Raw genomic sequence first — 25,304 nt, forward strand, 5'->3', positions numbered from 1 at the left:
CCGGTGCGGAATCAACCATGGAACGAGTCCTTCGAGGAATCGAGCAGAAGATGTCCAGCTTCCCGGGCCTGGCCCACATCGCCGTCACGGTATCCGACCTGGCCGCCAGCACCGCGTGGTACAGCGCATTGTTCGGGGCGGCGCCAGTGCTCGACGAGGACGAGGAGTCGGGAACCTTCCACCACACGGTGTTCGCACTCGACGACGGAATGCTCTTCGGACTGCACACCCACACCGGCGGTGGTGCCCCCACCACATTCGATGAACGGCACGTCGGTCTCGACCACATCGCGTTCCGGTGTTCCTCCGACGAGCTGCCCCGATGGCGGGATCGGCTCGACGCCCTTGGGATTGAGCATGGCGGGATCAAGTCGGCACATTACGGATCCGGTCTGTCCTTCCGCGATCCGGACAACATCGCTCTCGAGTTCTTCGCGCCGCAGGCGTAGACATTCGGTGTCCGCTCCGCCACCACCGGCGGCCACGGACCGGCGGTTGTGCCAGGAACGGGCAGGGCGTTCACTGGAAGTGGATTCGTGGTTCAACCGTCTGAGTCCGAGGAGGCTCGGCATGAAGCGGGCAACGCCATCGACAACGCGCAGGACCTACGACGTCTTGCCCCACGAGGGCGACGCGGCGCACTGCTGGGAGGTGCACCAGTACGGTTCGCGCGAGCACAACTACTACGGCACCGAGCGCGAGGCGATCGCCGCCGCCCGTGAACTGGCGCACGCGCATCACCCGGCGAAGGTGGTGCTGCACGGGCGAGATGGATTCGCGTACCGCGAATTCAACTGTTAGCGCGGGCGTTTCACCCTCTTGAGTCGGTCGCGAGGAGTGCCATGGGAGCTCGGCCGGAGCAGTGGGCGAGCGGCGAGGACTATCAGCGCTACATGGGCCGGTGGAGCCGCCTGGCCGCCGTCGAGTTCCTTCGCGGTCTGCCGCCGCTGCCCGCGGCCGTGTGGTGTGACGTCGGGTGCGGGACGGGTTCGCTGACGCAGGTGATCCTGGCCACGGAGCGGCCGACGCGGGTCCTCGGGGTCGACCCCTCGGCCCAGTTCCTGGCCGCCGCCGCGCTTCGTTCGGATGGGCGTGCGGAGTTCCGGCTCGGCTCCGCTGCCGCGATCCCTGCCGCCGACGGCGAGTTCGATCGGGTCGTCTCCGCGCTGGTGCTCAACTTCGTACCCGATCCGTGGGCGGCCCTGGCCGAGATGATCCGGGTCACCCGGCCTGGCGGGCTGGTCGCCTCCTACGTGTGGGACTACGCGGACGGTATGGACATGATCCGGCTGTTCTGGGACGCCGCCATCGAGTTGGACCCGGCCGCCGCCGCGGTCGACGAAGGAGCCCGGTTCCCCCTGTGCCGCCCCGAGCCACTGCGCGAGCTGTTCGGTTCGGCGGGATTGACCCGGGTCAGGGTGGGGCAGGTCGAGGTGGACACCGTTTTCGCGGACTTCGATGACTTCTGGCGCCCGTTCCTCGGTGGTCAGGGTCCCGCCCCCGGGTACTGCGCGAGCCTGCCCGAGGACCATCGGGCCGCCCTGCGGGAGAGTCTTCGCGCCACGACCCCGCGGAACGCCTCCGGTGCCGTCCTCCTGTGCGCGCGGGCGTGGACGGTCCGCGGTCACCGGCCGTGAATCGGAGTCATTTCAGCCAGGTTGGAAGAAGGCGAGCATTCTCCGGCTGGCGTCCGGCGACATCAGGATTTCCTGCATGCGTGTGGACATCCGGGCGGCAGCGCTGGTGCGGTCGAACATCTCGCGTTCGTATTCTCTGACGGCGGCGGGAAAGTCGTCCGGGTGCGTGGCCAGCGCGAGACCGAGCACCGCGCCGTCGAGCAGCGCCATGTTGGCGCCCTCTCCCACCGGCGGCATCAGGTGCGCGGCATCGCCGACCAACGTGACGTCTTGCGCCGACGGCCACGTCAGGCCGGCAGGGAGAGTGGTGATCGACCGCGGCACGACCGTGTCGTCGCACGCCGCGATCAGCGCGGTGAACCGTGAGTCCCAACCGGGGAGCAGGTCGATCAGCCGCGCCCGGGCGGCGGCCGGGTCATCGAACGGGATCCCGCAGGTAGCGAACCAGTCTTCACCGGTGTTATAGAAGCTGAGGCCGATGCGAACGCGGCCGTCGCCGTTGCGTTGCGCCGCCAGGGAAAGTCCGTTGCCGAGCACCCAGTAGTTGCCGCGCCCGACCATCGCCGCGAGGTCGGGGTGCGTGCGGTCGATGTCCGGAATGCCGACCTCCACGACGTTCTGCCCGATATGAGCCGGGCGGGCGTCGGTGAGCAGCGCGCGGACCCGGGACTGCGCGCCGTCCGCGCCGACCAGCAGGTCATACGTCGCGCTGCTCCCGTCGGCGAAGTGAAGGCGGCCGTTGTCGGCGGATTCGTACGCGTGCCCCCAGCGCACCACGTCTTGAGGGAGGGAATCCAGCAGCAGGTTGCGCAGATCGGCGCGGTCGACCTCGGGTCTCTCGAGCGGGGCGTCGTCGGGCGTGTCCTCCTGGAGCAGCAAGGTGCCGTCCGGCTCCAGAAGGCGCATGTCCTGTCCTTCGCCGCGGGCGATCGCGTCGAACTGGTCGATCAGGCCGGCCTCGCGCAGCGCTCGCTGCCCGGAATGTATGTCGAGCATGCCGCCCTGGCCACGCGCGCCGCGCGAGAGCTCACGTTCGTACACGACGGCGTCGACGCCGTTCACCTGCAACACCCTGGCGAGGGTCAGGCCGCCCAGTCCGGTTCCGACAATGGTGATGGTCACAGTCGCCCCCTTCGATACACCGATTCGTCGTGCGAGCCGCGATCCGGCTGGCGGACGCGGACGGGCTGGCGGCGGTGTCGGTTCGCAAGGTTGCCGCCGCACTGGACGTCGGGCCGATGCGGTTGTACGGCTACATCACCACCAAGGACGAGTTGCTCGACCTGATGGTCGATTCGGTCTACGCCGAGGTGCGGCCGGCCGGAGACGGCTGGCGAGAGGTCTTGCGGTCCCTTGCTGAAACCACCAGACAGGCTGCTCACCAGCACGAATGGCTTGCCGACCTGATCGGCGGGCGCCCCCAGCTCGGGCCGCATGCGTTGGCAAGAGGGGAAGCCGTGGTGGCCGCGATGGGCGGCGTCGACGTGGACGCCATCATGCCGGTGGTTGACGCGGTCAATGCGTACGTGATCGGCGCGGTGCGCCGGGAAATCACCGAACAGCGCGCCGAGCGGGCCAGCGGGATGGACAAGACGCAGTGGCAGACCGCCTTCGGGCCTTACCTCGAGCGGACCTTCGCTTCTGGCCGATTCCCCGCGCTGTCCACGGTCATTCGCGACGGCGTCCACCTGGACGCCGACCAAACCTTCCGCATCGGACTCGACTTCCTCCTCGACGGCATTCAAGCCCGCATCTCGAGCTGACGCGGGACCCGTGTCACACCCATTTCGAGTGTGAGGCCAGCCATCCCCTTGCCACCGACTGTTTGTCGATATATCGTCGAAGACATAATTGATGCGAACAGTCGTAGGAGGCTGACATGGAACACATTCAACGAGAGCACGACCACGGGCGCGGCAGGCGCAGGCCCGGACGCGAGGGGCGCGATCGTCGTCGCGACGGATTCGGCCCCGGATTCGGTCCTGGTATGGCCTTCGGGCCCGGCCACGGTCCCGGCGGTCAGCGGCTCGGCCGTGGGCGCGGGCGCGGTGGACGCGGGCGGCGCGGCGACGTGCGCGCCGCGGTGCTGCTGCTCCTCGCCGAGGGGCCGATGCACGGCTACGAACTGATCCAGCGGATCGTCGAGCGCAGCAACGGCGTGTGGCGGCCGAGCCCCGGCTCGATCTACCCGGCGCTCGCACAGCTCGAGGACGAGGGCCTGGTGTTGATCGAGAAGGTGGCAGGCCGCAAGACCGCGCGCCTGACCGAAACGGGCGTCGCGTACGTGGAGGAGAACAAGGCAGACCTGGGGAACCCGTGGGACGAGGTCAGCGCCGGGGTGGGCCAGGAGGCGCAGGACCTGCGCGGACTGATCGGACAGCTGATGGGTGCGGCCGGCCAGGTCGCCGCGGTCGGGACCCCGGACCAGATCCGCAAGGCGGGCGAGGTGCTCACCGAGTCCCGCCGGGCGCTGTATCGGATTCTCGCCGATGATCCGAACCCGACGGCCACCACCCCGGCTTCGGACGAGACCGAGTCCGAGCCCGACGAGTGATCGGTGACCGAACCCCAACCGGACCGTGCTGAAATCGTGACCGCCCGGTGGTCCCGGGGCCGCGGCCACCGCGCGCATGATGTGGATCGTGAACCGGATCGATACGAGGGCGTCAGGGGTGGGAGCGGGTCGCAGGGTCGTCGCGATCATCTCGCTGACGTGCGCCGCCGCCGTCCTCCCGCTCTCGTCCGCTGACGCCCAATCCAGCACGACCCAGGGCGCCGGGTCGATCTCCGAGGTCCCCGAGAATCGCGGGCCTGTGCAGGCGACCCATGACGACGCGGCCGCCTTCGCCCGAGAGCATCCCGGCACGACCCCGCCCGGATCGAACGACTTTTCCTGCAAGCCATCCGGCGCGCATCCGCGTCCGGTGATCCTCGCGCACGGCACCGACGCCAACGCCTACTCCGACTGGTCCGCGATATCGCCCGCGCTCAAGGCGGCCGGGTACTGCGTCTTCGCCCTCAACTACGGGGGCAGGCCCGGCGGGGACTCGTTCGGGACCGAGGACATGCGGATCAGTGGTCAACAGACCGCGGACTTCGTGCAGCGGGTGCGCGCAGCAACAGGAGCCGAGAAAGTCGACCTGGTCGGCTTCTCCCAGGGTGCGACGGTGACGAGATACTTCGTCAACCGGCTCGGTGGGGCCGCGGCGGTCGAGCGGTGGGTCGGGGTGGCGTCGCCGTCGTACGGCGGGATCTTTTACGGGCTGGCTCCGGTCGTCGACGGAATCCCTGGCGGGGCCGAGGCCATCGAGGCCGTGCTCGGACAGGCCGTCGGCCAACAGATCCAGGGTTCACCATTCCTGGACGCGCTGAACGAGCCCGCCGACACCGTCCCGGGCGTGAGTTACACCACCATCGGCACCCAGTACGACGAGATGATCCAGCCCGCGTCGAATGTCGCCCTGCGCGGCCGGGGCGCGACGAACGTCACCATCCAGGCGCTGTGCCCGGAAGACCGGACCGGACACATGAACATGGTCTACGACCCGTTCACCATCGGCCTCGTGCTCCGTGCGCTCGATCCCGGTGCCCCGGAACCGGTCTGCGCCCCGGTGGCGCTGGGGACCGGGATCCCCGAGATGATGTACGAGAGCAACTTCGGTGGCGGCAGCAGCGACGGCAGTTGACCCGGTCGTGCGTGCCGCGGCGTCTCAGCCGGCGGGCAGCACCTCGCCCATCACGCGCAGCGTGTTGCCGCCCATGATCGCCCGGATCTCGTCGTCGCTGCGGCCGCGGTCGCGCAGCTCCTGGGTGATCACCGCGATCTCGCTGGTGTCCCAGGCGACCGTGGTCGCTCCGTCGTAGTCACTGCCCAGCGCCGCCGTCGCGAGGCCGCCGACCTCGATCACGTGCTCGATCGCGTCGACTACGGCGGCCGGGGTCAGCTCGCACACGGCCGCGTCCCAGTAGCCGATACCGACCACGCCGCCGGTGGCCGCCACCCCGCGGATCTCGTCATCGGTGAGGTTGCGGTTGACGTTGCAGGTGGCCTGCACGCCGCCGTGGCTCGCGACGAGGGGCCGCGTCGCACGCTCGAGCATCTCCTTGATTGCCGGGTGGCTGGCGTGGGCGATGTCGACGATGATGCCGCGCCGCTCCATCTCCGCGAAGACCGTCCGTCCGAGATCGGTCAGGCCGCCCTTGGCCTCACCGTGCATCGAGCCGGCCGCCTCGTTGTCGAAGAAGTGGGTGAAACCCGCCATCCGCATGCCTGCGTCGTAGAGCGCGTCGAGGTTCTCGGCCTTGCCCTCGAGGTTCTGCAGACCCTCGACCGAGAACAGGGCGCCGGTCACGTTCTGTCCCGCCGCGCGGTCCGCGAGCAGCGCCGCGAGCTCCTCTCGCGTCTTCACGAACCGGAGCTGACCGTCCGAATCCGCTGCCGCGTTCTCGAGCTTCTCCGCGTGATAGAGCGATCGCTGGAGAAGCGAGCCCCAGGTCCGCGGCGGCTGCAGCTGGGCGATCGTGAGGAGCTCGATGTTGTCGGTCTCGTCCGAGTTGGCGTCGTAGTTCTGGCCCTTCGGCGACTTGGAGACGGACGAGAAGACCTGCAATGCCACGTTGCCGTCCTGGAGGCGAGGCAGGTCCATGTGGCCCCGGCCGGAACGCTTGAGGAGGTCGCGATCCCACATCAGGGTGTCCGAGTGCATGTCCGCGATCTGCAGGCTGTCGTGGAGGCTCCGCGTCTGCGCGGTCACCTCAGGAAGATCGGCGGGCACCACCTTGTTCATGCTCCGCTCGATGGCGCCCGGCGCGATGGTGAAGAAACCGACGAGTGCCACGACGATCAGGACCAGGGAACCGAGCAGGACACGACGGGGCCACTTGCGCTTCGGGGACGACATGCCGCGAATCCTAAGGTGCGCGAACCAGTTTTGATCGAGTGTTGTGGGAACCCGAACGGATGCCGAGATCGGCCACGGTGGTTCCCGCCACTGTGACCTCCATCTGAGTTGGAACTTCACGGTCGGCGCACCGAAGTTCGGCACTCGGATTGCGCCAGGGCCCAGTCAATACCCCTTCGGGTGCGGTGTACATCACCGCGGCCGGAGTGTTTCTCGTGGTCGTGGAGCGCGCGGGTGTCATGGGGGACCCGCGGGCTTCCCTAGACTGTTCGTGACGTCGGACCAGACATGACGAGAACCGTGGGAGCAGATTCGTGAGTATTCAGCCCGTTCGCCTGTTCGGCGATCCCGTTCTGCGAACCCGCGCGGACGAGTTGGTCGACTTCGACCGGGAACTGCACAAGCTCGTCGCGGACCTCGAGGACACCATGGACGATGAGGGCGGGGCAGGTATCGCGGCACCTCAGATCGGCGTGAGCCTGCGGGTGTTCGCCTACAACTGCGGGGGCGCCGCGGGACACCTGATCAACCCGACCGTTCGCGTGATCGGTGACGAGGTCCAGACCGGGGTCGAGGGATGCCTGTCGATTCCGGGCGTGCGCGCCGAGTGCACCAGGGCGATGAACGCCGTCGCCACGGGCTTCTCGAAGTACGGCGAGCCGATCACGATCGACGGCACCGGGATCCTGGCCAGGTGTTTCCAGCATGAAACCGATCATCTCGACGGGGTCCTGTTCCTGGACCGGCTGGACCAGGAGGCCAGGAAGGACGCCATGCGCACCATCCGTCAGTCGCAGTGGTTCGGTACCCCGGAGCCGGCGCAGGCCGGTCCGTTCGGCAGGACGGTGCGCTGACATGCGGATCGTCTTTGCCGGTACCCCCGAGCCCGCCGTGCCGTCATTGGCACGGCTGCTGAAGTCCTCCCGGCACGAGGTGGTCGCGGTCGTGACCAGGCCGGACGCCGTCGCCGGTCGGGGCAGGAAGGTCGCCCGATCGCCGATCGGGCAGCTCGCAGACGAGCACGGCATCGAGGTGCTCACGCCGGCGCGAGCCTCCGACCCGCAGTTCCTGGATCGGCTGCGCGCACTCGAGCCGGACTGCTGCCCGGTGGTCGCCTACGGCGCGCTGCTGCCGCGACCGGTGCTCGACGTGCCGCGGCACGGTTGGGTGAACCTGCACTTCTCCCTGCTGCCCGCGTGGCGCGGAGCCGCGCCCGTGCAGGCGGCGATCGCCGCGGGCGACGACATGACCGGCGCGAGCGCCTTCCTGTTGGAAGAGGGTCTCGACACCGGGCCGGTGTTCGGGGTGATGACCGAGCGAATCCGCGACACCGACACCGCGGGCGAGTTGCTCGGCCGCCTCGCGGAGGGCGGCGCGGTGCTGCTCGAGTCCGTGCTCGACGGCATCGAGGACGGCGCGACGACGCCGGTGCCCCAGCCGACCGAGGGCGTGTCGCACGCGCCGAAGGTGACCGTCGAATCGGCCCGGATTCGGTGGGATCAGCCTGCGCAGGCGGTCGATCGGCTGGTCCGGTCGGTAACCCCAGCGCCCGGTGCGTGGACGCAGGTGGGGGAGCTGCGGCTCAAGGTCGGTCCGGTGCAGGTCACCGACGAGACCCTGGAGCCGGGACAATTCCTGGTCCGCAAGGACGGCTGCTATGTCGGAACCGCGACGACCGCGGTCCGGCTGAGTCAGGTTCAGCCACAAGGTAAGAAGGCCATGGCGGCCGCCGATTGGGCGCGGGGAGCGCGCCTCGAACCCGAGGTGCGTGCACTGTGACCGAATCCCGTAGGCCCGCACGAGGAAAGCGCGATCAGTCGCGCGGCGGCGACAAGCAGGGCGCGAAGGGCGGCCCGAACACCCGGCCGCGCCAGGCAGGCAGGCCCGACCCGTCCGCGAGCGGGGTCGATCGGCCCCGGGTCGCGGCCCGCGACGTGCTGCGCGCGGTGCGCGAGCGCGACGCCTACGCAAACCTGGTGCTGCCCGGTCTGCTTCGCGACCGGAAGATGGACGGCCGGGACGCGGCCCTGGCGACCGAGCTCGCCTACGGGGCCTGCCGCGCGCAGGGCCTGCTCGACGCCGTCATCGCCAGCGGCGCGGGACGGCCGATCGACGAGATCGACGGACCTCTGCTCGATGTGTTGCGCCTTGGCACCTACCAGCTGCTGCGCACCCGGGTCGCCCCGCACGCGGCGGTGGCCACCTCGGTGGACCTGGTCCGCAGCGAATTCGGTGGCGGCAAGGCAGGTTTCGTGAACGCGGTGCTGCGCCGGGTGGCCGAGAAGAGCGAGGAGCAGTGGGTGTCCGAGCTGGCGCCCGATGCGAGCTCGGACCCGGTGGGACACCTGGCCTTCGAGTACGCGCATCCGGTCTGGATCGCGCAGGCGTTCGCCGATGCGCTCGGCCCTGACGCGGGCGAGATCGAGCGGGTGCTGGCGGCGGACGACGCCCGGCCGTCGGTGCATCTGGTGGCGCGACCGGGGGAGATCTCGGCGGAGGAGCTCGCCCTGGTGACCGGGGGCGAGATCGGCCCCTACTCGCCGTACGCGGTGCACCTCGACGGCGGCGACCCCGGCCAGCTCGACGCGGTCCGCGAGGGCCTCGCGGGTGTGCAGGACGAGGGCAGCCAGCTCGTGGCCAGGGCGCTGGCGCTGGCGCCGCTGCTCGGTGCCGACGGTGGACGCTGGCTCGATCTGTGCGCTGGACCGGGCGGCAAGGCGGCGCTGCTCGGCGCCCTCGCCGATATCGAGGGCGCGCGGCTGGATGCCGTCGAGCCGGCCGAGCACCGGGCGGACCTGGTCCGCAAGACGACCAAGGGCCTGCCGGTGGACGTACACGTCGCGGACGGTCGGGAACCCGGCCTCGCACCCGGATTCGACCGGGTGCTGGTGGACGCGCCGTGCACCGGCCTCGGCGCGCTGCGGCGTCGCCCCGAGGCGCGCTGGCGCCGTCAGCCCACCGATGTGGCGGCCCTGGTCAAGCTGCAGCGCGAGCTCCTGGCGTCGGCGATCTCGCTGGTCCGGCCCGGTGGGGTCGTCCTGTACTCGACGTGTTCCCCGCACCTGTCGGAGACCGTCGGCGTGGTCGCCGACGCGGTCCGTAGGCACGGCGTCGTGGCGCTGGACACCAGGGAACTGGTGCCGGGCGTGCCCGAGCTGGGTGACGGTCCCGGTGTGCAGCTGTGGCCGCACCGGCACGGCACCGACGCGATGTTCATGGCGGCGCTGCGCAAGCCGGAGTAACCGGACCGGTCAGCAGCAGTTCGGGTCGAGCACGAGGCGCAGCGCCTCGAGCGAGTCGGCGCGGGCGCGGTAGTAGACGTTCATGCCGCGCCTCGTCGACTCGACCATGCCCGCCTTCTTCAGCTGGGCGAGGTGGTGGCTGGCCGTGGACTCGGTCAGCTCGATCGCCGCGGCGAGGTCGCAGGTGCAGGCCTCGCCGTCGGGGTTGGTGAGCAGGATCGACATCAGCTTGATCCGGGTCGGGTCGGCGAGCGCCTTGAGTCGCAGCGCCACGTGCAGCGCGGCCTCGTCCGTCATCGGGCCCGCCGCCACCGGGGCGCAGCAGATCGGTGCGGACACATCCAGCAATGGCAGGGCCTTGGGCATGCCGTCCATCATGCCAGTCTGTTGACATATGTCAAAAAGGTGCCATAGTTGGCGGTATCTAATTCGATATATGTCTCACTGGAGGTTCTCATGTCCCGAGTACAGCTCGCCCTCAACGTCGACGACCTGACCGAATCGGTCGCGTTCTACTCGAAGTTGTTCAACACCGAACCGGCCAAGCTGCGCGAGGGCTACGCGAACTTCGCCATCGCCGAGCCGCCGCTGAAGCTGGTGCTGCTGCAGAACCCAGGCAAGGGCGGCAGCATCAATCACCTTGGCGTGGAGGTGGAATCGAGCGAGGTGGTGCACGAGGAGATCGCCCGGCTGACCGGCGAGGGCTTGTTCACCGACGAGGAGATCGGCACCACCTGTTGCTTCGCGACCCAGGACAAGGTGTGGGTCACCGGCCCCGCGGGCGAGAAGTGGGAGGTGTACACGGTGCTCGCCGACAGCGAGACCTTCGGCACCGGACCGTCCTCGCTCGAGTTGGCCGCGAGCGCGGCACCCGCTGGCGGAGTGTGCTGCGCCTCGACGTCGGCGGAGGAAGCCGCGCCCGCGCAGGGCTCCTGCTGCTGAACCGGCCCGGCCGGGTCAGGACACCGGGGCCGGCGCTCCATCCGCGTGGATGGAACGCCGGCTCAGCAGCGCCGCGGCGAGGAAGCACAGCGCGCCGAGGAAGGTGCCCAGGTTCGCCCAGAACAGGCTGAGGAGGTCGCCGGTCGTGGGAAGCGCGTACGCGCCGACCGCCGACAGCCCGAAGAAGACCGAGCCGAGCATGTTGAGCCAGGTGCCGTGCCAGGTGCGGGCGTGGGTGTCCCACAGGGTGTGGCGATCCCTGGTGGCCACGACGGCGAGTCCGCTGGAAACCAGGAAGCAGATCGATCCGAAGGCATCTGGGCGCCAGCCGTCCGACAGGTGCGCATCGGCATCCATGACCGTGAGCAGGGCCTCCGTCGTGCTCACGTTGAAGCAGAGCGTGCCTGCGAACTGGATGGCGGCGGCCCACCAGTCCGCCCGGTCGGCGGGGTTCGTGCCGCGCCGAGGCGGCTGCCTGCCGCTGAGGACGAGCTGGATCAGGGCGGCGAGGGTGAAGAAGATGGCGCCGACGAAGAACGTGAGGTTGGTGGCCACCACGCCGACCGCCTCGGCGTACTGCGGTACCGCCCCGACGGCGAAGAAGATCGATCCGATGGCGAATCCCCACGCCTCGCGCCGGAGGCGGATGATGCGGTCGCGCGTCACCGTTCGAGCGTAACTGCCCATACGTCCAAGCCCGGGGATGCTGGCGGGTGCAATCTGAACTCATGCACACCTGGGAAGACGTCGTCGACATCGCGGAGCGCCTGCCGGAGGTCGAGGTGTCCACCTCGTACAACACCCCCGCGCTCAAGGTCGGCGGCAAGGGGTTCGCGCGGCTGCGCAGCGAGGCCGAGGGCGGGCTGATGCTGCTGTGCGCACTGGAGGAGAAGGAGGCGTTGCTGGCCTCCGGCGACCCCGCGTTCTTCACGACGCCGCATTACGACGGCTACGGCGCGATCCTGGTCGACCTAGAACGGGTGGATCGGCAACAGCTGATCGAACTCGTGGCCGAGGCCTGGCGGATCAGGGCGCCCGCGAGGTTGCGCAAGCGCCACGTCGAAGAGGCTTCGCGCACCAACTAAGCTGGCGACTTGTGGCTCACCCGATGATCGCTCCGTCCATTCTTTCCGCAGACTTCGCCCGGCTCGCCGAGGAGGCCGCCGCCGTGGCCGGTTCCGACTGGCTGCACGTCGATGTCATGGATGCGCACTTCGTGCCGAACCTGACGCTCGGGCTCCCGGTCGTGCAGAGCCTGCTCAAGGCGACCGACATCCCGCTCGACTGCCACCTGATGATCGACAACCCCGGCCGCTGGGCGCCGCCGTACGCGGAGGCGGGCGCACACAACGTCACCTTCCACGCCGAGGCCACCGACGATCCGATCGCGGTCGCGCGCGACATCAGGGCGGCGGGCGCGAAGGCGGGCCTCAGCGTCAAGCCCGGCACCCCGATCGAGCCCTACCTGGAGATCCTCAAGGAGTTCGACACCCTGCTCGTGATGAGCGTCGAGCCCGGCTTCGGCGGGCAGTCCTTCATGGCCGAGGTGCTGAGCAAGGCGCGCGCGGTGCGCAAGCTGGTCGATTCGGGTGAGCTGACCCTGCTGGTCGAGATCGACGGCGGGATCAACACCGACACCGTCGAGGCGGCCGCGGAGGCGGGCGTCGACTGCTTCGTCGCCGGCTCGGCCGTCTACGGGGCTTCGGACCCGGCGGAGGCCGTTCGCGCGCTGCGCGCGCAGGCCGCGTCGGCCTCGCCGCACCTGACCCTGGCCCACTAACGTGCCCGGTCCCCGTCGCGCCCCCGGGTCGGAGCCGACAGAGTCCGAGTCGGCGGCATTGCGGCTCGCCGTCGATGCCGCCGAGCGGGTGCGCGGGACCACCAGCCCCAATCCGCCGGTCGGCGCCGTGATCCTCGACGAGAGCGGCGCGGTCGTCGGCGTCGGGGCGACCAGCCCGGTCGGCGGACCGCACGCCGAGGTGATGGCGCTGCGCGCCGCGGGCAGCCGGGCCAGGGGCGGCACCGCGGTGGTCACCCTCGAGCCCTGCAACCACCAGGGCCGGACCGGCCCCTGCGCGCTCGCCCTGATCGAGGCCGGGGTGTCCCGGGTGCTCTTCGCGGTGGACGATCCCCATCCGCAGGCCGCGGGCGGCGCGCAGACCCTGCGTTCGGCGGGGATCGACGTGCTGCCCGGTTTCGGTGCCCACGACGTCGAACTCGGGCCGCTGCGCGCCTGGCTGCACCGCCAGCGCACCGGACGATCCCATGTCACCTGGAAGTTCGCCGCGAGCCTCGACGGACGCAGCGCGGCGGCCGACGGCACCAGCCAGTGGATCACCGGCCCCGAGGCGAGGGCGCGGGTACACCGGGAGCGCGCCAAGCTTGACGCCATCGTGGTCGGCACCGGCACCGTCCTCGCCGACGACCCGTGGCTGACCGCCCGCAATCCGGACGGCAGCCTCGCCGATCACCAGCCGGTGCGAGTGGTGGTGGGGGAGCGCGAGATCCCGGCCTCGGCCCGGGTGCTCGACGACGCGGCGCCGACCCTGGTGCTGCGGACCCGTGACCCCCGCGAGGTGGTCGAGGCGCTGGCCGATCTGCCCGATGTCCTGCTCGAGGGCGGACCCCGTCTGGCCGGCGCGTTCCTCGAGGCGGGATTGGTGGACCGGATCCTGGCGTTCCTCTCACCGGTACTGCTCGGCGCGGGGGCGGCCGCCGTAGAGGATGCTGGGGTCACGAACATCGCGCAGGCGCTCCGGTTCCACCGGGAGTCCGTCGAGACGCTCGGGCCGGATCTGCTGCTGAGCCTGACGCCCGGCGACCGCGGCGTGCGAGCCGAGGACGAGAATGAACAGAACAGCACCAACAACTGAGGAGCGGACTGAAGTGTTCACCGGGATCGTCGAAGAACTGGGTGAGATCGTCGCCAAGGAGGACCTGGCCGATGCCGCCCGCTTCACCGTGCGTGGCGCGCTGGTGACCTCCGATGCCGGGCACGGCGACTCGATCGCGGTCAACGGCGTCTGCCTGACCGTGGTGGAGGTGCTCGGCGGCGACTCCTTCACCGCCGATGTGATGGCGGAGACGCTGAACCGCTCCAGCCTCGGCGCGCTGGACGTCGGCAGTCGGGTGAACCTGGAGCGGGCCGCGGCGCTGAACAGCCGCCTCGGTGGCCACCTGGTGCAGGGACACGTCGACGCCACCGGATCCGTCATCAGCCGGTCGCCGTCGGAGAACTGGGAGGTCGTCCGGATCTCGCTGCCCGACACGATCGCCCGCTACGTGGTGGAGAAGGGCTCGATCACCGTCGACGGCGTCTCGCTGACCGTGTCTGCCCTCGGTCGCGACGGGGACGGCGGCGAGTTCTTCGAGATCTCGCTGATCCCCACCACCCTCGAGATGACCACCCTCGGCGGTGCCGCCCCCGGTACCCCGGTGAACCTGGAGGTGGACGTGATCGCGAAGTACGTCGAGCGTCTGCAGACCGCCGGCCGGTAGCCGAATTTCGGGCCCGAGGAGTCGGGGTCGTACTGTTGAGGTGCACTTACGGGTGCACGGAGAGCTATTCATGACTTTGATGGAGCGCACCACGTGACCAGGTTCGACAGTATCGAGCGCGCAGTCGCCGATATCGCCGCAGGCAAGGCCGTCGTCGTCGTCGATGACGAGGACCGCGAGAACGAGGGCGACCTCATCTTCGCCGCCGAGAAGGCGACCCCGGAGCTGGTGGCCTTCATGGTCCGCTACACCTCCGGTTACCTCTGCGTCCCGCTCGACGGTGACGACTGCGACCGACTCGGCCTGCCGCCGATGTTCTCCAGCAACCAGGACAAGCACGGCACCGCGTACACGGTGACGGTCGACGCCAAGGAAGGCATCGGCACCGGCATCTCGGCCTCCGACCGCGCCGCCACGATGCGCCTGCTCGCCGACCCGAACTCGGGCGCGAGCGATTTCACCCGCCCCGGCCACGTGGTGCCGCTGCGCGCCAAGGAGGGCGGCGTGCTGCGCAGGCCAGGCCACACCGAGGCGGCCGTCGACCTGGCCCGGATGGCTGACCTGCGTCCCGCGGGCGTCATCTGCGAGATCGTCAGCCAGAAGGACGAGGGCCACATGGCCCAGACCGACGAGCTCCGGGTCTTCGCCGACGATCACAACCTGGCCATGATCTCGATCGCGGATCTCATCGCCTGGCGTCGCAAGCACGAGAAGCACGTGGTGCGGATCGCCGAGGCGCGGATCCCGACCAACCACGGCGAGTTCAAGGCCGTCGGCTACCAGAGCATCTACGACGAGGTCGAGCACGTGGCCCTCGTGCGCGGCGACCTGGCCGGTCCGGACGGCGACGGCAGCGACGTGCTGGTCCGCGTGCACTCGGAGTGCCTGACCGGAGACGTGTTCGGTTCGCTGCGGTGCGACTGCGGCCCGCAGCTCGACGCGGCGCTCGACATGGTCGCCCAGGAGGGCCGAGGCGTAGTCCTGTACATGCGCGGTCACGAGGGCCGGGGCATCGGCCTGATGCACAAGCTGCAGGCGTACCAGCTGCAGGACGCGGGATCCGACACCGTCGACGCGAACCTGGAACTCGGGCTGCCCGCGGATGCCCGCGACTACGGCATCGGCGCGCAGATCCTCGTCGATCTCGGCATCTCGTCCATGCGGCTGCTGACGAACAACCCGGCCAAGCGGGTCGGGCTGGACGGCTACGGCCTGCAGATCACCGAGCGGGTGCCGATGCCGTTGCGCGCCAACGCCGAGAACCTCACCTACCTGCGCACCAAGCGGGACCGGATGGGTCACGACCTGATCGGTCTCGACGACTTCGAGAGCGGGGGCGCGGTATGAGCGGCGAGGGGCTGCCACAGCTCCAGCTCGACGAGGCGAAGGACCTCAAGCTCGCGATCGTGGCCGGGCAGTGGCACGCCGAGATCTCCGAGGCCCTCGTCGCGGGCGCGCAGCGGGTGGCCGAGCAGGCCCAGCTCGAGGACGTCACGCTCGTCCGCGTCGCCGGCGCCATCGAGCTGCCGGTGGTGGCGCAGGCGCTGGCCCGCACCCACGACGCGGTGGTCGCGCTCGGTGTCGTGATCCGTGGCGGCACCCCGCATTTCGAGTACGTCTGCGACGCCGTCACCGCCGGCCTCACCCGGGTCTCCCTCGACGAGAGCACCCCGGTCGGCAACGGGGTGCTCACCACCGACACCGAACAGCAGGCCAGGGACCGCTCCGGACTCCCCGGCTCCGTCGAGGACAAGGGCGGTCAGGCCTGTGCCGCCGCGCTCGACACCGCGGTGACGCTCCGTCACCTGCGTCAGCCCTGGACCGAGCAGTCGTTCCGATGAGCGCGTGGGAGATGGACGTACGGTCCAAGCGGTCCGCCCGCTACGCGATGGCGGTCGCGGCTGTGTTCGTGCTGGTGTTCGTCGTGCTCGCGGTGCTGCTGCGCAGCTCGGCGACAGGCGTGTACTTCCGGCTGATCGATCAGCTCGCGATGGTCGGCATCGGCGGGATCCTCGCCGGCGGCGCGCTGCTGCTGACCCGCCCGCGGCTACGCGCCAACGCCAGTGGAGTCTCGGTGCGCAACGCGTTCACCGAGCGGTTCGTAGAGTGGGATCTGGTGCGCGGCCTGACCTTCCCGGACGGGGCGGCCTGGGCGCGGATCGAGCTGCCCGACGACGAGTACATCCCGGCCATGGCGATCCAGGCGAACGACCGTGAGTACGCCGTGAACGCGGTCAGGAAGTTCCGCGAACTCGAATCGAAATACGCGCAGGCGGACGCCGAATAGATCTGCCAGGCGCCCCGCTCGACCACCACGGCCCGACGTGCCAAGAGCGCGTCGGGCCGTTCTCGTATCCGAAAAGGTGTGTCCCATCCCACGTCCGGATCGGCCCGAGTTCACGCGGCTGTGACCTTTTGGTGCGTACCAGCCCACTAGTGTGGATCGAGTCAAGTACGTCGAATTCGAGACCGCTCGGATCGGGTGCCCGACTCAATTGCATTGGAGGTCCAGTGGAAATCCTCCTCGTCCTCGCATGCGGCCCGATCATCATGGCCGCCATCTACGTCGCGATCAGCGCGGTCTACTTCGTCGAGCTCCGTCGGCTCGACCGCGCCCGCGCCGCCGTGACCGCCGCGTCCCAGCCGTCCGGTTGTCAGCCGTCCCAGCGGCTGGCCGACCTCCGTCGGGCCGACGGTCGCCGCGCCCCCGCGGGGCGTGGCAACCATCCGCACGCACCGAGTCGGCGGAAATTGGTCTCCACCTCCGCGTAAGTCGCTGCGCCCCTGGCACTTCGGCTACCCGACGACGTCGCCGGTCACCGCGCCCTCCCGGCGCGGGTCCGCGCCGCCGATCCAGCCCTCGTCGTGACGCCCCAGCACGCTCAGCCCACTCGATTGCGGTTCCGTCGAAACCTGGTGGCCCATCTCGGTCAACGCCCGCACCAGTGGGTCCGTGGCGCCATTGTCGGCGGCCTCGATGTTGGGGTGCTCGCCGCCGACGTTCGTTTTCGGTGTGTTCGCCGCGCCGAAATCGACCATGGACACGGCCTGTTGCGGGTCGAGTTCCCAGTCGAGCATGCCGACCAGCGTCTTGACCACGAACTGGATGATCACGGAGCCGCCGGGGGACCCCACGGCCAGCAGCACCTCGCCGCGGTGCCCGTTGCCCCGCTCGAACACCAGGGTCGGGGCCATCGAACTGCGCGGCCGCTTTCCCGGCTCCACCCGGTTGGCGAGCGGCGAACCGTCCGGCGCGGTCGGCTGCGCGGAGAAGTCGGTCAGCTGATTGTTGAGCAGGAAGCCGTCGACCATGTGGAAGGAGCCGAACGCCGACTCGATGGTGGTGGTCATCGCCGCGACGTTGCCGTACCGGTCGGCCACGGTGATCTGACTGGTGCCGTGGTCGTTGCCCGGCTGCGTACCCATGGCGACCGGGCCGAAGTCGCCGGGCTGGGCGGTGCCCATGCTCCGGCGCGGGTCGATCAGCGCCGAGCGGCCCCGCAGGTAGTCCGGATCGATCAGGGTGTCGGGGGAGTTGCCAGGCAGCGGCACGAAGTCCGAGTCGGCGACGTACTTGTCCCGGTCCGCGTAGGCCAGTCGTTCCGCCTCGGCGATCAGGTGCACGCCCGTGGCGTCGGGTTCGCCGCCGTCCGCGTCGAGTGCGGTCGGCGGGTACGCCGACAGGTCGAAGTTGCTCAGGATCCCCAGCGTGGCGGCCACCGCGGTGCCGCCGGACGACGGGCTCGGCATCCCGCAGACCTCGCGCCCTCGGTAGTCCGTACACAACGCGGTGCGCTTCTTGGCCTGATATCCGGCGAGGTCCGCGGTGGTCATCGCGCCGGGTGTGCGACCTCCGCTCGGGTCATCGGTCGCCGCCACGATCGCCTCGGCGATGGGCCCCACGTAGAACGCGTCGGCCCCCTCCGCGGCGATCGCCCCCAACGTCTTCGCCATCGCCGGATTCGTCAACACGGTGCCCTCCGGCTTCGGTGACCCGTCCGGATTGAGGAAGTACGTCTGCGCATCCTCGTCGACGGCCAGGTCCCTGGCCGAGCCCGCGATCGAGCTCGCCATCCGGGGACTGATCTCGACCCCGTTGTCCGCGAGTGCGATCGCAGGCTCGAACAGGGTGTCCCATGGCTGCTTTCCGTGTTCGCGATGGCTCATCTCCAGCATGCGCAGCACCCCGGGAATGCCGATCGAGCGGCCGCTCGCCCGCGCCGAGGGTGTCGGCTCGGTCCGGTTGGCGTCGTCGATGAAACGCAGGTAGTTCTCGGTGGCGGCCATCGGCGCGGTCTCACGTCCGTCGTAGGCGTCGACGGTCCCGGTCGCCGCGTCGTGGTACAGCAGGAAGGCCCCGCCGCCGATGCCCGACGATTGCGGCTCGACCAGACCGAGCACGGCCTGCGCCGCGATCAGCGCGTCCGCCGCGGTGCCGCCGTCGTCGAGTACCCGGCAAGCGGCCTCGGTGGCGACGGGGTTCGCGGTGGACACCGCGAACGTGGCCGTCGTGACGGGGGTCATCCCGGCGCGGTATCCGGTGGCGATCTCGGGATGAGTGGACAGGTTCGCACTGGTGGGCGGCTGGGTCAGGGGTGCGGCGGCGATGGGCGTGCCGTTCGCCGCGATGGTGCACGGGCCGGCCGCACCGTCGTCGGTGGCGGAGCATCCGACCGCCAGCGTCAGTGTCAGGACCGTCGCGGTCGCCGCGGCGAGACGCATCGCATCGCCTGTGCTCACACCGATCACCCCAGAACGAGTGGCCTACGTGCCCCGGCTTCCGACGCTAGCAGGCGAAGGGGCCCTCGGTGCGGCTGTCCGGGGTGGTCGGTGGGGACGACTAGCCTGGTGTTGTGCCCGATCCAGCCACCTATCGCCCCGCCCCGGGAACCATTCCGGTGGCGCCAGGCGTCTACAAGTTTCGCGATCCTCACGGCCGGGTCATCTACGTCGGTAAGGCGAAGAGCCTGCGGAGCCGGTTGAGCTCCTATTTCGCGGACGTCGCGTCCCTGCATCCGCGCACCCGGCAGATGGTCACCACCGCGGGCAGCGTGGAGTGGACCGTGGTCGGCACCGAGGTCGAGGCGCTGCAGCTCGAGTACAACTGGATCAAGGAGTTCGATCCACGCTTCAACGTTCGCTACCGGGACGACAAGACCTATCCGGTCCTGGCGGTGACCCTGAACGAGGAGTACCCGCGACTGTTCGTGTACCGCGGTCCGCGCCGCAAGGGGGTGCGGTACTTCGGTCCGTACGCGCACGCCTGGGCGATCCGCGAGACGCTCGATCTGCTGCTCCGGGTGTTCCCGGCCCGCACCTGCTCGGCGGGTGTGTTCAAGCGGCACAACCAGATCGGCAGGCCCTGCCTGCTCGGCTACATCGACAAGTGCTCGGCCCCGTGTATCGGCCGGGTCAGCGCCGACGAGCACAGGCGCATCGCCCTGGACTTCTGCGACTTCCTTTCCGGGCGCACAGACAAACTGGTCCGCGAGCTCGAGGCGAAGATGCTGCGCGCCTCCGACGACCTGGACTTCGAGAGCGCGGCGCGGCTGCGCGACGATCTGGGGGCGCTGCGCAAGGCGCTGGAGAAGCAGGCCGTGGTGCTCGGCGACGGGACCGACGCCGACGTGGTGGCCTTCGCGGCCGACGAGCTCGAGGCCGCGGTCCAGGTGTTCCACGTCCGGGGCGGCCGGGTGCGCGGTCAGCGCGGCTGGGTGGTCGAGCGCTCCGGGGAGAGTGGATCCGAAGACCTGGTCGAACAGTTCCTGACCCAGTTCTACGGCGAACAGGCCGCGATGACCGATCAGCCCGGGCTGACCGCGGACAAGACGACGGTGGTGCCGCGCGAGGTGTTGGTGCCGGAGTTGCCGCCGAACGCCGAGGAACTCCAGGTCTGGCTCAGCGGCCTGCGGGGATCGGCGGTGACCCTGCGGGTGCCGCAGCGCGGCGACAAGAAGGCCCTCGCCGAAACCGTGCAGCGCAACGCCAAGGAGTCGCTGGCGCAGCACAAGCTCCGCAGGGCGGGCGATCTCACCTCGAGATCGGCGGCGCTGCAAGGGATTCAGGAAGCGCTCGATCTCGATCAGGCGCCGCTGCGGATCGAGTGCGTGGACATCAGTCACGTCCAGGGCACCGACGTGGTCGCCTCGTTGGTGGTCTTCGAGGACGGCCTGCCCCGCAAGTCCGACTACCGGCACTACTCGATCAAAGAGGCTGCGGGGGACGGGCGTTCGGACGACGTGGCCAGCATCGCCGAGGTCACGCGTCGACGTTTCCTGCGGCACGCGGCGGACGTGGCAGGTACGGACGCCGCCGGCCATGCGGACGCGGGCGACGGGGGAGACCCGGCGCCCGAAGCGGCACTCGACCCGCAGACCGGTAGGCCGCGGCGGTTCGCCTATCCGCCGAACCTGTACGTCGTCGACGGTGGCGCGCCACAGGTCGCGGCGGCGGCGGCCGTCCTGGATGAGTTGGGGATCACCGATGTCGCCGTCGTCGGCCTCGCGAAGCGGCTCGAGGAGGTCTGGGTGCCGGGCGACGAGGACCCGGTGATCCTGCCGCGCACCAGTGAATCGCTGTACCTGCTGCAGCGGGTGCGCGACGAGGCACACCGATTCGCGATCACCTTCCATCGGAGCAAGCGTTCGCGTCGGATGACGGCCTCGGCGCTCGACTCCGTCCGCGGGCTCGGCGAGGCCAGGCGCACCGCGCTGGTCACCCATTTCGGGTCGGTGGCCAAGCTCAAGCAGGCGACCGTGGAGGAGATCATCGAGGTGCCCGGGATCGGGGTCACCACCGCGAAGGCGGTGCTGGTCGCGCTCGGGGCCGAACCCGATCCGGCACAAGCCGCGACATCAATGGGCGCGGATGACCCGGTGGTGGACGCCGCGGTGGGGGATGATGGTCCCAGCGTGACCGCCACGACGGCGGGTGAGGGTGAGTTCGGGGGCTCCGACCAGCACGGAAACGGACTGAGGAGGGCGGGAGTCGAGTGAGTGACGTGACGGGGCAGGGGGAGTCGGACATGGAGGTGGCGTTGGTCACCGGCCTGTCCGGCGCCGGAATGAGTACCGCGGCGAACGTGCTCGAGGATCTCGGTTGGTACGTCGCGGACAATCTGCCGCCCGAACTGATCTCCCGGATGGTCGACCTCGGCCTCGAACCCGGATCGCGTATCCCCAAGCTCGCCGTCGTGATCGATGTCCGGAGTCGCCGGTTCACCGGCGACCTCGTCTCGGTCATCAAAGAGGTGGAATCGAAGGCGACGCGGACCCGGGTGCTGTTCCTGGAGGCGACCGATCAGGTGCTGGTCCGACGGTTCGAGCAGGTCCGGCGCAGCCACCCGCTGCAGCAGGACGGCGTCGACGGCACCCTGATCGAGGGGATCGAGGCCGAACGGGTGCAGCTCGCGCCGGTCAAGGCCGACGCGGACCTGGTGATCGACACCTCGTCGCTGTCGGTGCACGAGCTGCGGCAGAAGATCGAGTCCGCGTTCGGCGGCGAGACGACCGGGGCGATCGCGATCACCGTGCAGTCCTTCGGTTTCAAATACGGGCTGCCGATGGATGCTGATCTCGTGTGCGACGTGCGGTTCCTGCCGAACCCGCACTGGATTCCGGAACTGCGCGAACACACCGGGCGGGATGCGGCGGTGAGCGACTACGTCCTCTCTCAGGACGGCGCAAGGGACTACCTGGACACCTACCGGCATTTGTTGGAGTTGACGACCAACGGATACCGTCGGGAAGGCAAGCGTTACATGACAATTGCGGTGGGGTGCACCGGCGGGAAGCATCGGAGTGTGGCAATGACTGAGGCCCTTGCGGGCATGTTGGAGCGGGAGCAGGGTGTGACCGTCAAGGTCGTGCACCGGGACCTGGGGCGCGAATGACGTCCGACTCCTTCGCGGAGGTTCCCGCCGGCCCCACGATCGTTGCCCTCGGCGGCGGTCACGGTCTCTACGCCACTCTCGGTGCAGCGAGGCGAGTGAGCTCCGACGTCACCGCGGTCGTGACGGTCGCAGACGACGGCGGCTCCTCGGGTCGGCTGCGGTCCGAACTCGGCGTGATCCCGCCCGGCGACCTTCGGATGGCGCTGGCCGCTTTGGCGGCGGACACACCCGAGGTGCGGACCTGGACGGCGACGCTGCAGCACCGCTTCGGCGGCACCGGCGCGCTCGCGGGTCACTCGGTCGGCAACCTCATCCTGGCCGGGCTCAGCGAGGTGATGGGCGGCACCGTCGCCGCCCTCGACGAGATGGGCCGGGTGCTCGGCATCCACGGTCGCGTGCTGCCGATGTCGCCGATCGCGCTCGACATCGAGGCCGACGTGGTGGGTCTGGAGAGCGACCCGCGGGTCAGTCGGTGCATCCGCGGGCAGGTGGCCGTCGCCACCACTCCGGGGAAGGTGCGCCGTGTGCGGTTGCTGCCGCCGGATCCACCTGCCTGCCCCGAGTCGGTCGCCGCCATCGAGCGGGCCGACCTGGTGCTTCTCGGTCCCGGCTCCTGGTTCTCCAGTGTCATCCCGCACGTGCTGGTGCCCGAGCTGGTGCAGGCCCTGATGGAGACCAGGGCGCGCAAGACGCTGATCCTGAACCTGGTGGCCGAGCCGGGCGAGACGACGGGGTTCTCGGCGGAGCGCCATCTGCACGTACTGTCCCAGCATGCGCCCGAGCTGACGGTCGACGACATCATCGTCGACTCGGCGTCGGTGCCGGAGGGCAGCGAGCGCGACTATCTTCACCGGGCCGCCCAGCTCCTGGGGGCCGAACTGACCTACGCCGACGTTGCGGACAACGGCGGTGCGACACACCACGCGGGCAAGCTCGCCGCGGTCCTCGACCGCCTCGCGGTGCCGAAGGAACGCCAGACAACCCCCGGAAGGGAGACCACTTCGTGGCAATGACAGCGGAGGTCAAGGACGAGCTGAGCCGGCTTGCGGTGACCCAGGTCTCCGCCCGCAAGGCCGAGGTCTCGTCCCTGCTTCGGTTCGCGGGCGGGCTGCACATCGTCGGTGGGCGCGTGGTGGTCGAGGCGGAGGTGGACCTCGGCAACACCGCGCGCCGGCTCCGCCGCGAGATCTTCGACCTGTACGGCTACTCCTCCGACGTGCACGTGCTCGGCGCGGGCGGGCTGCGCAAGAGCTCCCGCTACATCGTGCGGGTGGCCAAGGAGGGCGAGGCCCTCGCACGCCAGACGGGTCTGCTGGACCTGCGTGGCCGTCCGGTGCGTGGGCTGCCCGCCCAGGTCGTCGGCGGCAGCGTCGTCGACTCGGAGGCGGCGTGGCGGGGTGCGTTCCTCGCGCACGGCTCGCTGACCGAGCCCGGTCGTTCCTCGGCACTGGAGATCAGCTGCCCTGGCCCGGAGGCGGCGCTCGCACTGGTCGGCGCGGCCCGCAGGCTCGGTGTGGCGGCCAAGGCCAGGGAGGTCCGTGGCACGGATCGGGTCGTGGTGCGCGACGGCGAGGCGATCGGCGCGCTGCTCACCCGGATGGGCGCCCAGGACACGAGGCTGACCTGGGAGGAGCGCCGGATGCGCCGGGAGGTCCGGGCAACGGCGAACCGGCTGGCGAACTTCGACGATGCGAACCTGCGGCGGTCGGCGCGGGCCGCGGTCGCCGCGGCGGCGCGGGTCGAGCGGGCCCTGGAGATCCTCGGCGACGACGTGCCCGATCATCTCGCCGCCGCGGGCAGCCTGCGGGTGCAGCACCGGCAGGCCTCGCTGGAGGAGCTCGGCCAGCTGGCCGATCCGCCGATGACGAAGGACGCGGTCGCGGGCCGGATCCGTCGCCTGCTGTCGATGGCGGACCGCAAGGCGAAGGACACGGGGATCCCGGACACGGAGTCCGCGGTGACCGCCGACCTGCTGGACGAGGCGTAGCGCAGCGGAGCCGACCATCGGCACTGAGGCGTAGCGCGGCGGAGCCGGCCATGTATTGAGCCTCACCTCGGGTGCAGTGGGTGATCCATCCCACTGGGCCACCTGTCTTTGCGTCCCGCGCGGAGCACTAGTGTGGGGCACACATCTGATCGATGAACACTGAGAATGGTCAAAGGAGCGAATTGTGACTGTCCGGGTAGGCGTGAACGGCTTCGGTCGTATCGGACGTAACTTCTTCAGGGCGGTCGATGCGCAGAAGGCGCTCGGCACCACCGACATCGAGATCGTGGCGGTCAACGACCTGACCGACAACGCGACCCTCGCCCACCTGCTCAAGTACGACTCGATCCTGGGCCGTCTGCCGTACGACGTCTCCCTCGACGGCGACGACACCATCGTCGTCGGCGACCAGCGGATCAAGGCGCTTGCGCACCGCGGCCCGCTGGACGAGCTGCCCTGGGGCGACCTGGGCGTCGACGTGGTCGTCGAGTCCACCGGCATCTTCACCGATGCGGCCAAGGCCAAGGGTCACCTCGAGGCCGGCGCCAAGAAGGTCATCATCTCCGCGCCCGCCAAGGGCGAGGACATCACCATCGTGATGGGCGTCAACGACGACAAGTACGACGGCAGCCAGAACATCATCTCCAACGCCTCGTGCACCACCAACTGCCTCGGCCCGATCGCCAAGGTCCTCGATGACGAGTTCGGCATCGTCAAGGGCCTGATGACGACGATCCACGCGTACACCCAGGACCAGAACCTGCAGGACGCCCCGCACAGCGATCTGCGTCGCGCCCGCGCGGCCGCCCTGAACATCGTTCCCACCGGCACCGGTGCGGCCAAGGCCATCGGCCTGGTCCTCCCGCAGCTGCTCGGCAAGCTCGACGGCTACGCGCTGCGGGTTCCGATCCCCACCGGCTCGGTCACCGACCTCACCGCGAACCTGCGCAAGTCGGCCACCGCCGACGAGATCAACGCCGCGATGAAGGCCGCCGCCGAGGGCCCCCTCAAGGGCATCCTCAAGTACACCGACGCGCCGATCGTGTCCTCGGACATCGTCACCGACCCGCACTCGTCGATCTTCGACTCGGGCCTGACCAAGGTGATCGACGACCAGGTCAAGATCGTCTCCTGGTACGACAACGAGTGGGGCTACTCCAACCGTCTGGCGGACCTCATCGGTCTCGTCGCGAAGTCCCTGTAGAT

General features: G+C 69.7%; 28 protein-coding genes. 23 read left to right on the forward strand and 5 right to left on the reverse strand.

Annotated features, from left to right (window positions below; genetic code table 11):
• The first annotated feature begins 50 nt into the window (after positions 1-50).
• The 3 genes from JOE46_RS03670 to JOE46_RS03680 all read left to right on the forward strand — a co-directional run bounded on the left by JOE46_RS03670 (position 51) and on the right by JOE46_RS03680 (position 1,637).
• A complete protein-coding gene (locus JOE46_RS03670) occupies positions 51-449 on the forward strand; it encodes a VOC family protein (RefSeq protein WP_097209982.1) in 399 nt (132 codons plus the stop codon).
• Between the two features lie 121 nt (positions 450-570).
• On the forward strand, positions 571-801 hold the full coding sequence (locus tag JOE46_RS03675) for a DUF2188 domain-containing protein (RefSeq protein ID WP_169310482.1): 231 nt from the start codon (positions 571-573) through the stop codon (positions 799-801).
• Between the two features lie 41 nt (positions 802-842).
• Positions 843-1,637: a class I SAM-dependent methyltransferase gene (locus tag JOE46_RS03680; protein ID WP_209926265.1), complete on the forward strand. Its 795-nt coding sequence runs from the start codon at positions 843-845 to the stop codon at positions 1,635-1,637.
• 12 nt (positions 1,638-1,649) lie between these two features.
• On the opposite strand, the gene JOE46_RS03685 is transcribed toward JOE46_RS03680, so the two are convergent.
• Positions 1,650-2,759: an NAD(P)/FAD-dependent oxidoreductase gene (locus JOE46_RS03685; RefSeq protein WP_209926266.1), complete on the reverse strand. Its 1,110-nt coding sequence runs from the start codon at positions 2,757-2,759 to the stop codon at positions 1,650-1,652.
• Positions 2,760-2,788: 29 nt separating this feature from the next.
• On the opposite strand from JOE46_RS03685, the gene JOE46_RS03690 reads away from it, so the two are divergent.
• The 3 genes from JOE46_RS03690 to JOE46_RS03700 all read left to right on the forward strand — a co-directional run bounded on the left by JOE46_RS03690 (position 2,789) and on the right by JOE46_RS03700 (position 5,323).
• Complete coding sequence (locus tag JOE46_RS03690) at positions 2,789-3,400, forward strand: TetR/AcrR family transcriptional regulator (RefSeq protein WP_269590053.1); 612 nt, start codon at positions 2,789-2,791, stop codon at positions 3,398-3,400.
• A gap of 116 nt (positions 3,401-3,516) precedes the next feature.
• Positions 3,517-4,191, forward strand: a complete 675-nt coding sequence (locus tag JOE46_RS03695; protein ID WP_097209888.1) for a PadR family transcriptional regulator — start codon at positions 3,517-3,519, stop codon at positions 4,189-4,191.
• An 88-nt stretch (positions 4,192-4,279) separates the two neighbouring features.
• Positions 4,280-5,323: an alpha/beta fold hydrolase gene (locus tag JOE46_RS03700; RefSeq protein WP_307861249.1), complete on the forward strand. Its 1,044-nt coding sequence runs from the start codon at positions 4,280-4,282 to the stop codon at positions 5,321-5,323.
• Positions 5,324-5,347: 24 nt separating this feature from the next.
• On the opposite strand, the gene JOE46_RS03705 is transcribed toward JOE46_RS03700, so the two are convergent.
• Entirely contained in the window at positions 5,348-6,538 is a 1,191-nt protein-coding gene (locus JOE46_RS03705) for a dipeptidase (protein WP_097209887.1), read from the reverse strand.
• Between the two features lie 314 nt (positions 6,539-6,852).
• Between JOE46_RS03705 and def the strand changes: the two genes are divergently transcribed.
• Genes def through JOE46_RS03720 form a run of 3 tightly spaced genes read left to right on the forward strand, consistent with a single transcriptional unit; the run spans position 6,853 to position 9,780 of the window.
• Positions 6,853-7,392, forward strand: a complete 540-nt coding sequence (gene def, locus JOE46_RS03710; protein ID WP_209926268.1) for a peptide deformylase — start codon at positions 6,853-6,855, stop codon at positions 7,390-7,392.
• A 1-nt stretch (position 7,393) separates the two neighbouring features.
• On the forward strand, positions 7,394-8,317 hold the full coding sequence (gene fmt, locus JOE46_RS03715) for a methionyl-tRNA formyltransferase (RefSeq protein ID WP_209926269.1): 924 nt from the start codon (positions 7,394-7,396) through the stop codon (positions 8,315-8,317).
• The gene (locus JOE46_RS03720; RefSeq protein ID WP_097209884.1) at positions 8,314-9,780 is read left to right on the forward strand and encodes an RsmB/NOP family class I SAM-dependent RNA methyltransferase; all 1,467 of its coding nucleotides are present in this window, start codon (positions 8,314-8,316) and stop codon (positions 9,778-9,780) included. The genes fmt and JOE46_RS03720 overlap by 4 nt, the downstream gene beginning before the upstream one ends.
• 9 nt (positions 9,781-9,789) lie before the next feature.
• Here JOE46_RS03720 and JOE46_RS03725 read toward each other — a convergent pair whose 3' ends face one another.
• Entirely contained in the window at positions 9,790-10,146 is a 357-nt protein-coding gene (locus JOE46_RS03725; RefSeq protein WP_097209980.1) for an Rv2640c family ArsR-like transcriptional regulator, read from the reverse strand.
• Positions 10,147-10,236: 90 nt separating this feature from the next.
• On the opposite strand from JOE46_RS03725, the gene JOE46_RS03730 reads away from it, so the two are divergent.
• Positions 10,237-10,722 carry an ArsI/CadI family heavy metal resistance metalloenzyme gene (locus JOE46_RS03730; RefSeq protein WP_097209883.1) on the forward strand — a complete coding sequence of 162 codons (486 nt, stop codon included), beginning with the start codon at positions 10,237-10,239 and terminating at the stop codon, positions 10,720-10,722.
• A 15-nt stretch (positions 10,723-10,737) separates the two neighbouring features.
• Here JOE46_RS03730 and JOE46_RS03735 read toward each other — a convergent pair whose 3' ends face one another.
• Entirely contained in the window at positions 10,738-11,388 is a 651-nt protein-coding gene (locus JOE46_RS03735; RefSeq protein ID WP_097209882.1) for a hypothetical protein, read from the reverse strand.
• A 62-nt stretch (positions 11,389-11,450) separates the two neighbouring features.
• On the opposite strand from JOE46_RS03735, the gene JOE46_RS03740 reads away from it, so the two are divergent.
• From JOE46_RS03740 to JOE46_RS03775, 8 genes are all read left to right on the forward strand, one after another.
• A complete protein-coding gene (locus JOE46_RS03740; RefSeq protein WP_097209881.1) occupies positions 11,451-11,807 on the forward strand; it encodes an MmcQ/YjbR family DNA-binding protein in 357 nt (118 codons plus the stop codon).
• Positions 11,808-11,818: 11 nt separating this feature from the next.
• Entirely contained in the window at positions 11,819-12,502 is a 684-nt protein-coding gene (rpe, locus tag JOE46_RS03745) for a ribulose-phosphate 3-epimerase (RefSeq protein WP_097209880.1), read from the forward strand.
• A 1-nt stretch (position 12,503) separates the two neighbouring features.
• Complete coding sequence (gene ribD, locus JOE46_RS03750; protein ID WP_097209879.1) at positions 12,504-13,595, forward strand: bifunctional diaminohydroxyphosphoribosylaminopyrimidine deaminase/5-amino-6-(5-phosphoribosylamino)uracil reductase RibD; 1,092 nt, start codon at positions 12,504-12,506, stop codon at positions 13,593-13,595.
• Between the two features lie 13 nt (positions 13,596-13,608).
• Positions 13,609-14,220 carry a riboflavin synthase gene (locus JOE46_RS03755; protein ID WP_209926271.1) on the forward strand — a complete coding sequence of 204 codons (612 nt, stop codon included), beginning with the start codon at positions 13,609-13,611 and terminating at the stop codon, positions 14,218-14,220.
• Positions 14,221-14,313: 93 nt separating this feature from the next.
• Complete coding sequence (locus JOE46_RS03760; RefSeq protein WP_097209877.1) at positions 14,314-15,567, forward strand: bifunctional 3,4-dihydroxy-2-butanone-4-phosphate synthase/GTP cyclohydrolase II; 1,254 nt, start codon at positions 14,314-14,316, stop codon at positions 15,565-15,567.
• Positions 15,564-16,061 (forward strand): 6,7-dimethyl-8-ribityllumazine synthase, encoded by a 498-nt coding sequence (gene ribH, locus JOE46_RS03765; RefSeq protein WP_097209876.1) that lies wholly within the window; start codon positions 15,564-15,566, stop codon positions 16,059-16,061. Before JOE46_RS03760 ends, ribH begins: the two co-directional genes overlap by 4 nt.
• Complete coding sequence (locus tag JOE46_RS03770) at positions 16,058-16,507, forward strand: PH domain-containing protein (protein WP_136909300.1); 450 nt, start codon at positions 16,058-16,060, stop codon at positions 16,505-16,507. Before ribH ends, JOE46_RS03770 begins: the two co-directional genes overlap by 4 nt.
• A 224-nt stretch (positions 16,508-16,731) precedes the next feature.
• Positions 16,732-16,992 carry a hypothetical protein gene (locus tag JOE46_RS03775; RefSeq protein ID WP_209926273.1) on the forward strand — a complete coding sequence of 87 codons (261 nt, stop codon included), beginning with the start codon at positions 16,732-16,734 and terminating at the stop codon, positions 16,990-16,992.
• 24 nt (positions 16,993-17,016) lie between these two features.
• On the opposite strand, the gene ggt is transcribed toward JOE46_RS03775, so the two are convergent.
• Positions 17,017-18,942 (reverse strand): gamma-glutamyltransferase, encoded by a 1,926-nt coding sequence (gene ggt / locus JOE46_RS03780; RefSeq protein ID WP_209928944.1) that lies wholly within the window; start codon positions 18,940-18,942, stop codon positions 17,017-17,019.
• Positions 18,943-19,073: 131 nt separating this feature from the next.
• On the opposite strand from ggt, the gene uvrC reads away from it, so the two are divergent.
• The 5 genes from uvrC to gap all read left to right on the forward strand — a co-directional run bounded on the left by uvrC (position 19,074) and on the right by gap (position 25,302).
• Positions 19,074-21,215, forward strand: a complete 2,142-nt coding sequence (gene uvrC, locus JOE46_RS03785; protein WP_209926276.1) for an excinuclease ABC subunit UvrC — start codon at positions 19,074-19,076, stop codon at positions 21,213-21,215.
• Between the two features lie 29 nt (positions 21,216-21,244).
• Positions 21,245-22,111, forward strand: coding sequence for an RNase adapter RapZ (gene rapZ / locus JOE46_RS03790; RefSeq protein WP_077041525.1), 867 nt, complete (start codon positions 21,245-21,247; stop codon positions 22,109-22,111).
• Entirely contained in the window at positions 22,108-23,124 is a 1,017-nt protein-coding gene (gene yvcK, locus JOE46_RS03795; protein WP_097209872.1) for a uridine diphosphate-N-acetylglucosamine-binding protein YvcK, read from the forward strand. The genes rapZ and yvcK overlap by 4 nt, the downstream gene beginning before the upstream one ends.
• Complete coding sequence (gene whiA, locus JOE46_RS03800; RefSeq protein ID WP_077041526.1) at positions 23,115-24,098, forward strand: DNA-binding protein WhiA; 984 nt, start codon at positions 23,115-23,117, stop codon at positions 24,096-24,098. The genes yvcK and whiA overlap by 10 nt, the downstream gene beginning before the upstream one ends.
• A 184-nt stretch (positions 24,099-24,282) precedes the next feature.
• Positions 24,283-25,302, forward strand: coding sequence for a type I glyceraldehyde-3-phosphate dehydrogenase (gene gap, locus JOE46_RS03805; RefSeq protein ID WP_077041527.1), 1,020 nt, complete (start codon positions 24,283-24,285; stop codon positions 25,300-25,302).
• Positions 25,303-25,304 lie beyond the last annotated feature (2 nt).

It is taken from the genome of Rhodococcus sp. PvR099, from assembly GCF_017833315.1.
Taxonomy (GTDB): domain Bacteria; phylum Actinomycetota; class Actinomycetes; order Mycobacteriales; family Mycobacteriaceae; genus Rhodococcus_G; species Rhodococcus_G oryzae.

Bases quoted from the DNA above. Each gene is read 5' to 3' on its own strand.
- JOE46_RS03770 (WP_136909300.1), top strand. From the start codon at position 16,058: ATGAGCGCGTGGGAGATGGACGTACGGTCCAAGCGGTCCGCCCGCTAC.
- JOE46_RS03695 (WP_097209888.1), top strand. From the start codon at position 3,517: ATGGAACACATTCAACGAGAGCACGACCACGGGCGCGGCAGGCGCAGG.
- ribH (WP_097209876.1), top strand. From the start codon at position 15,564: ATGAGCGGCGAGGGGCTGCCACAGCTCCAGCTCGACGAGGCGAAGGAC.
- JOE46_RS03740 (WP_097209881.1), top strand. From the start codon at position 11,451: ATGCACACCTGGGAAGACGTCGTCGACATCGCGGAGCGCCTGCCGGAG.
- JOE46_RS03730 (WP_097209883.1), top strand. From the start codon at position 10,237: ATGTCCCGAGTACAGCTCGCCCTCAACGTCGACGACCTGACCGAATCG.
- JOE46_RS03725 (WP_097209980.1), bottom strand. From the start codon at position 10,146: ATGCCCAAGGCCCTGCCATTGCTGGATGTGTCCGCACCGATCTGCTGC.
- JOE46_RS03675 (WP_169310482.1), top strand. From the start codon at position 571: ATGAAGCGGGCAACGCCATCGACAACGCGCAGGACCTACGACGTCTTG.
- JOE46_RS03670 (WP_097209982.1), top strand. From the start codon at position 51: ATGTCCAGCTTCCCGGGCCTGGCCCACATCGCCGTCACGGTATCCGAC.
- rapZ (WP_077041525.1), top strand. From the start codon at position 21,245: ATGGAGGTGGCGTTGGTCACCGGCCTGTCCGGCGCCGGAATGAGTACC.
- JOE46_RS03705 (WP_097209887.1), bottom strand. From the start codon at position 6,538: ATGTCGTCCCCGAAGCGCAAGTGGCCCCGTCGTGTCCTGCTCGGTTCC.
- JOE46_RS03680 (WP_209926265.1), top strand. From the start codon at position 843: ATGGGAGCTCGGCCGGAGCAGTGGGCGAGCGGCGAGGACTATCAGCGC.
- yvcK (WP_097209872.1), top strand. From the start codon at position 22,108: ATGACGTCCGACTCCTTCGCGGAGGTTCCCGCCGGCCCCACGATCGTT.
- ggt (WP_209928944.1), bottom strand. From the start codon at position 18,942: ATGCGTCTCGCCGCGGCGACCGCGACGGTCCTGACACTGACGCTGGCG.
- fmt (WP_209926269.1), top strand. From the start codon at position 7,394: ATGCGGATCGTCTTTGCCGGTACCCCCGAGCCCGCCGTGCCGTCATTG.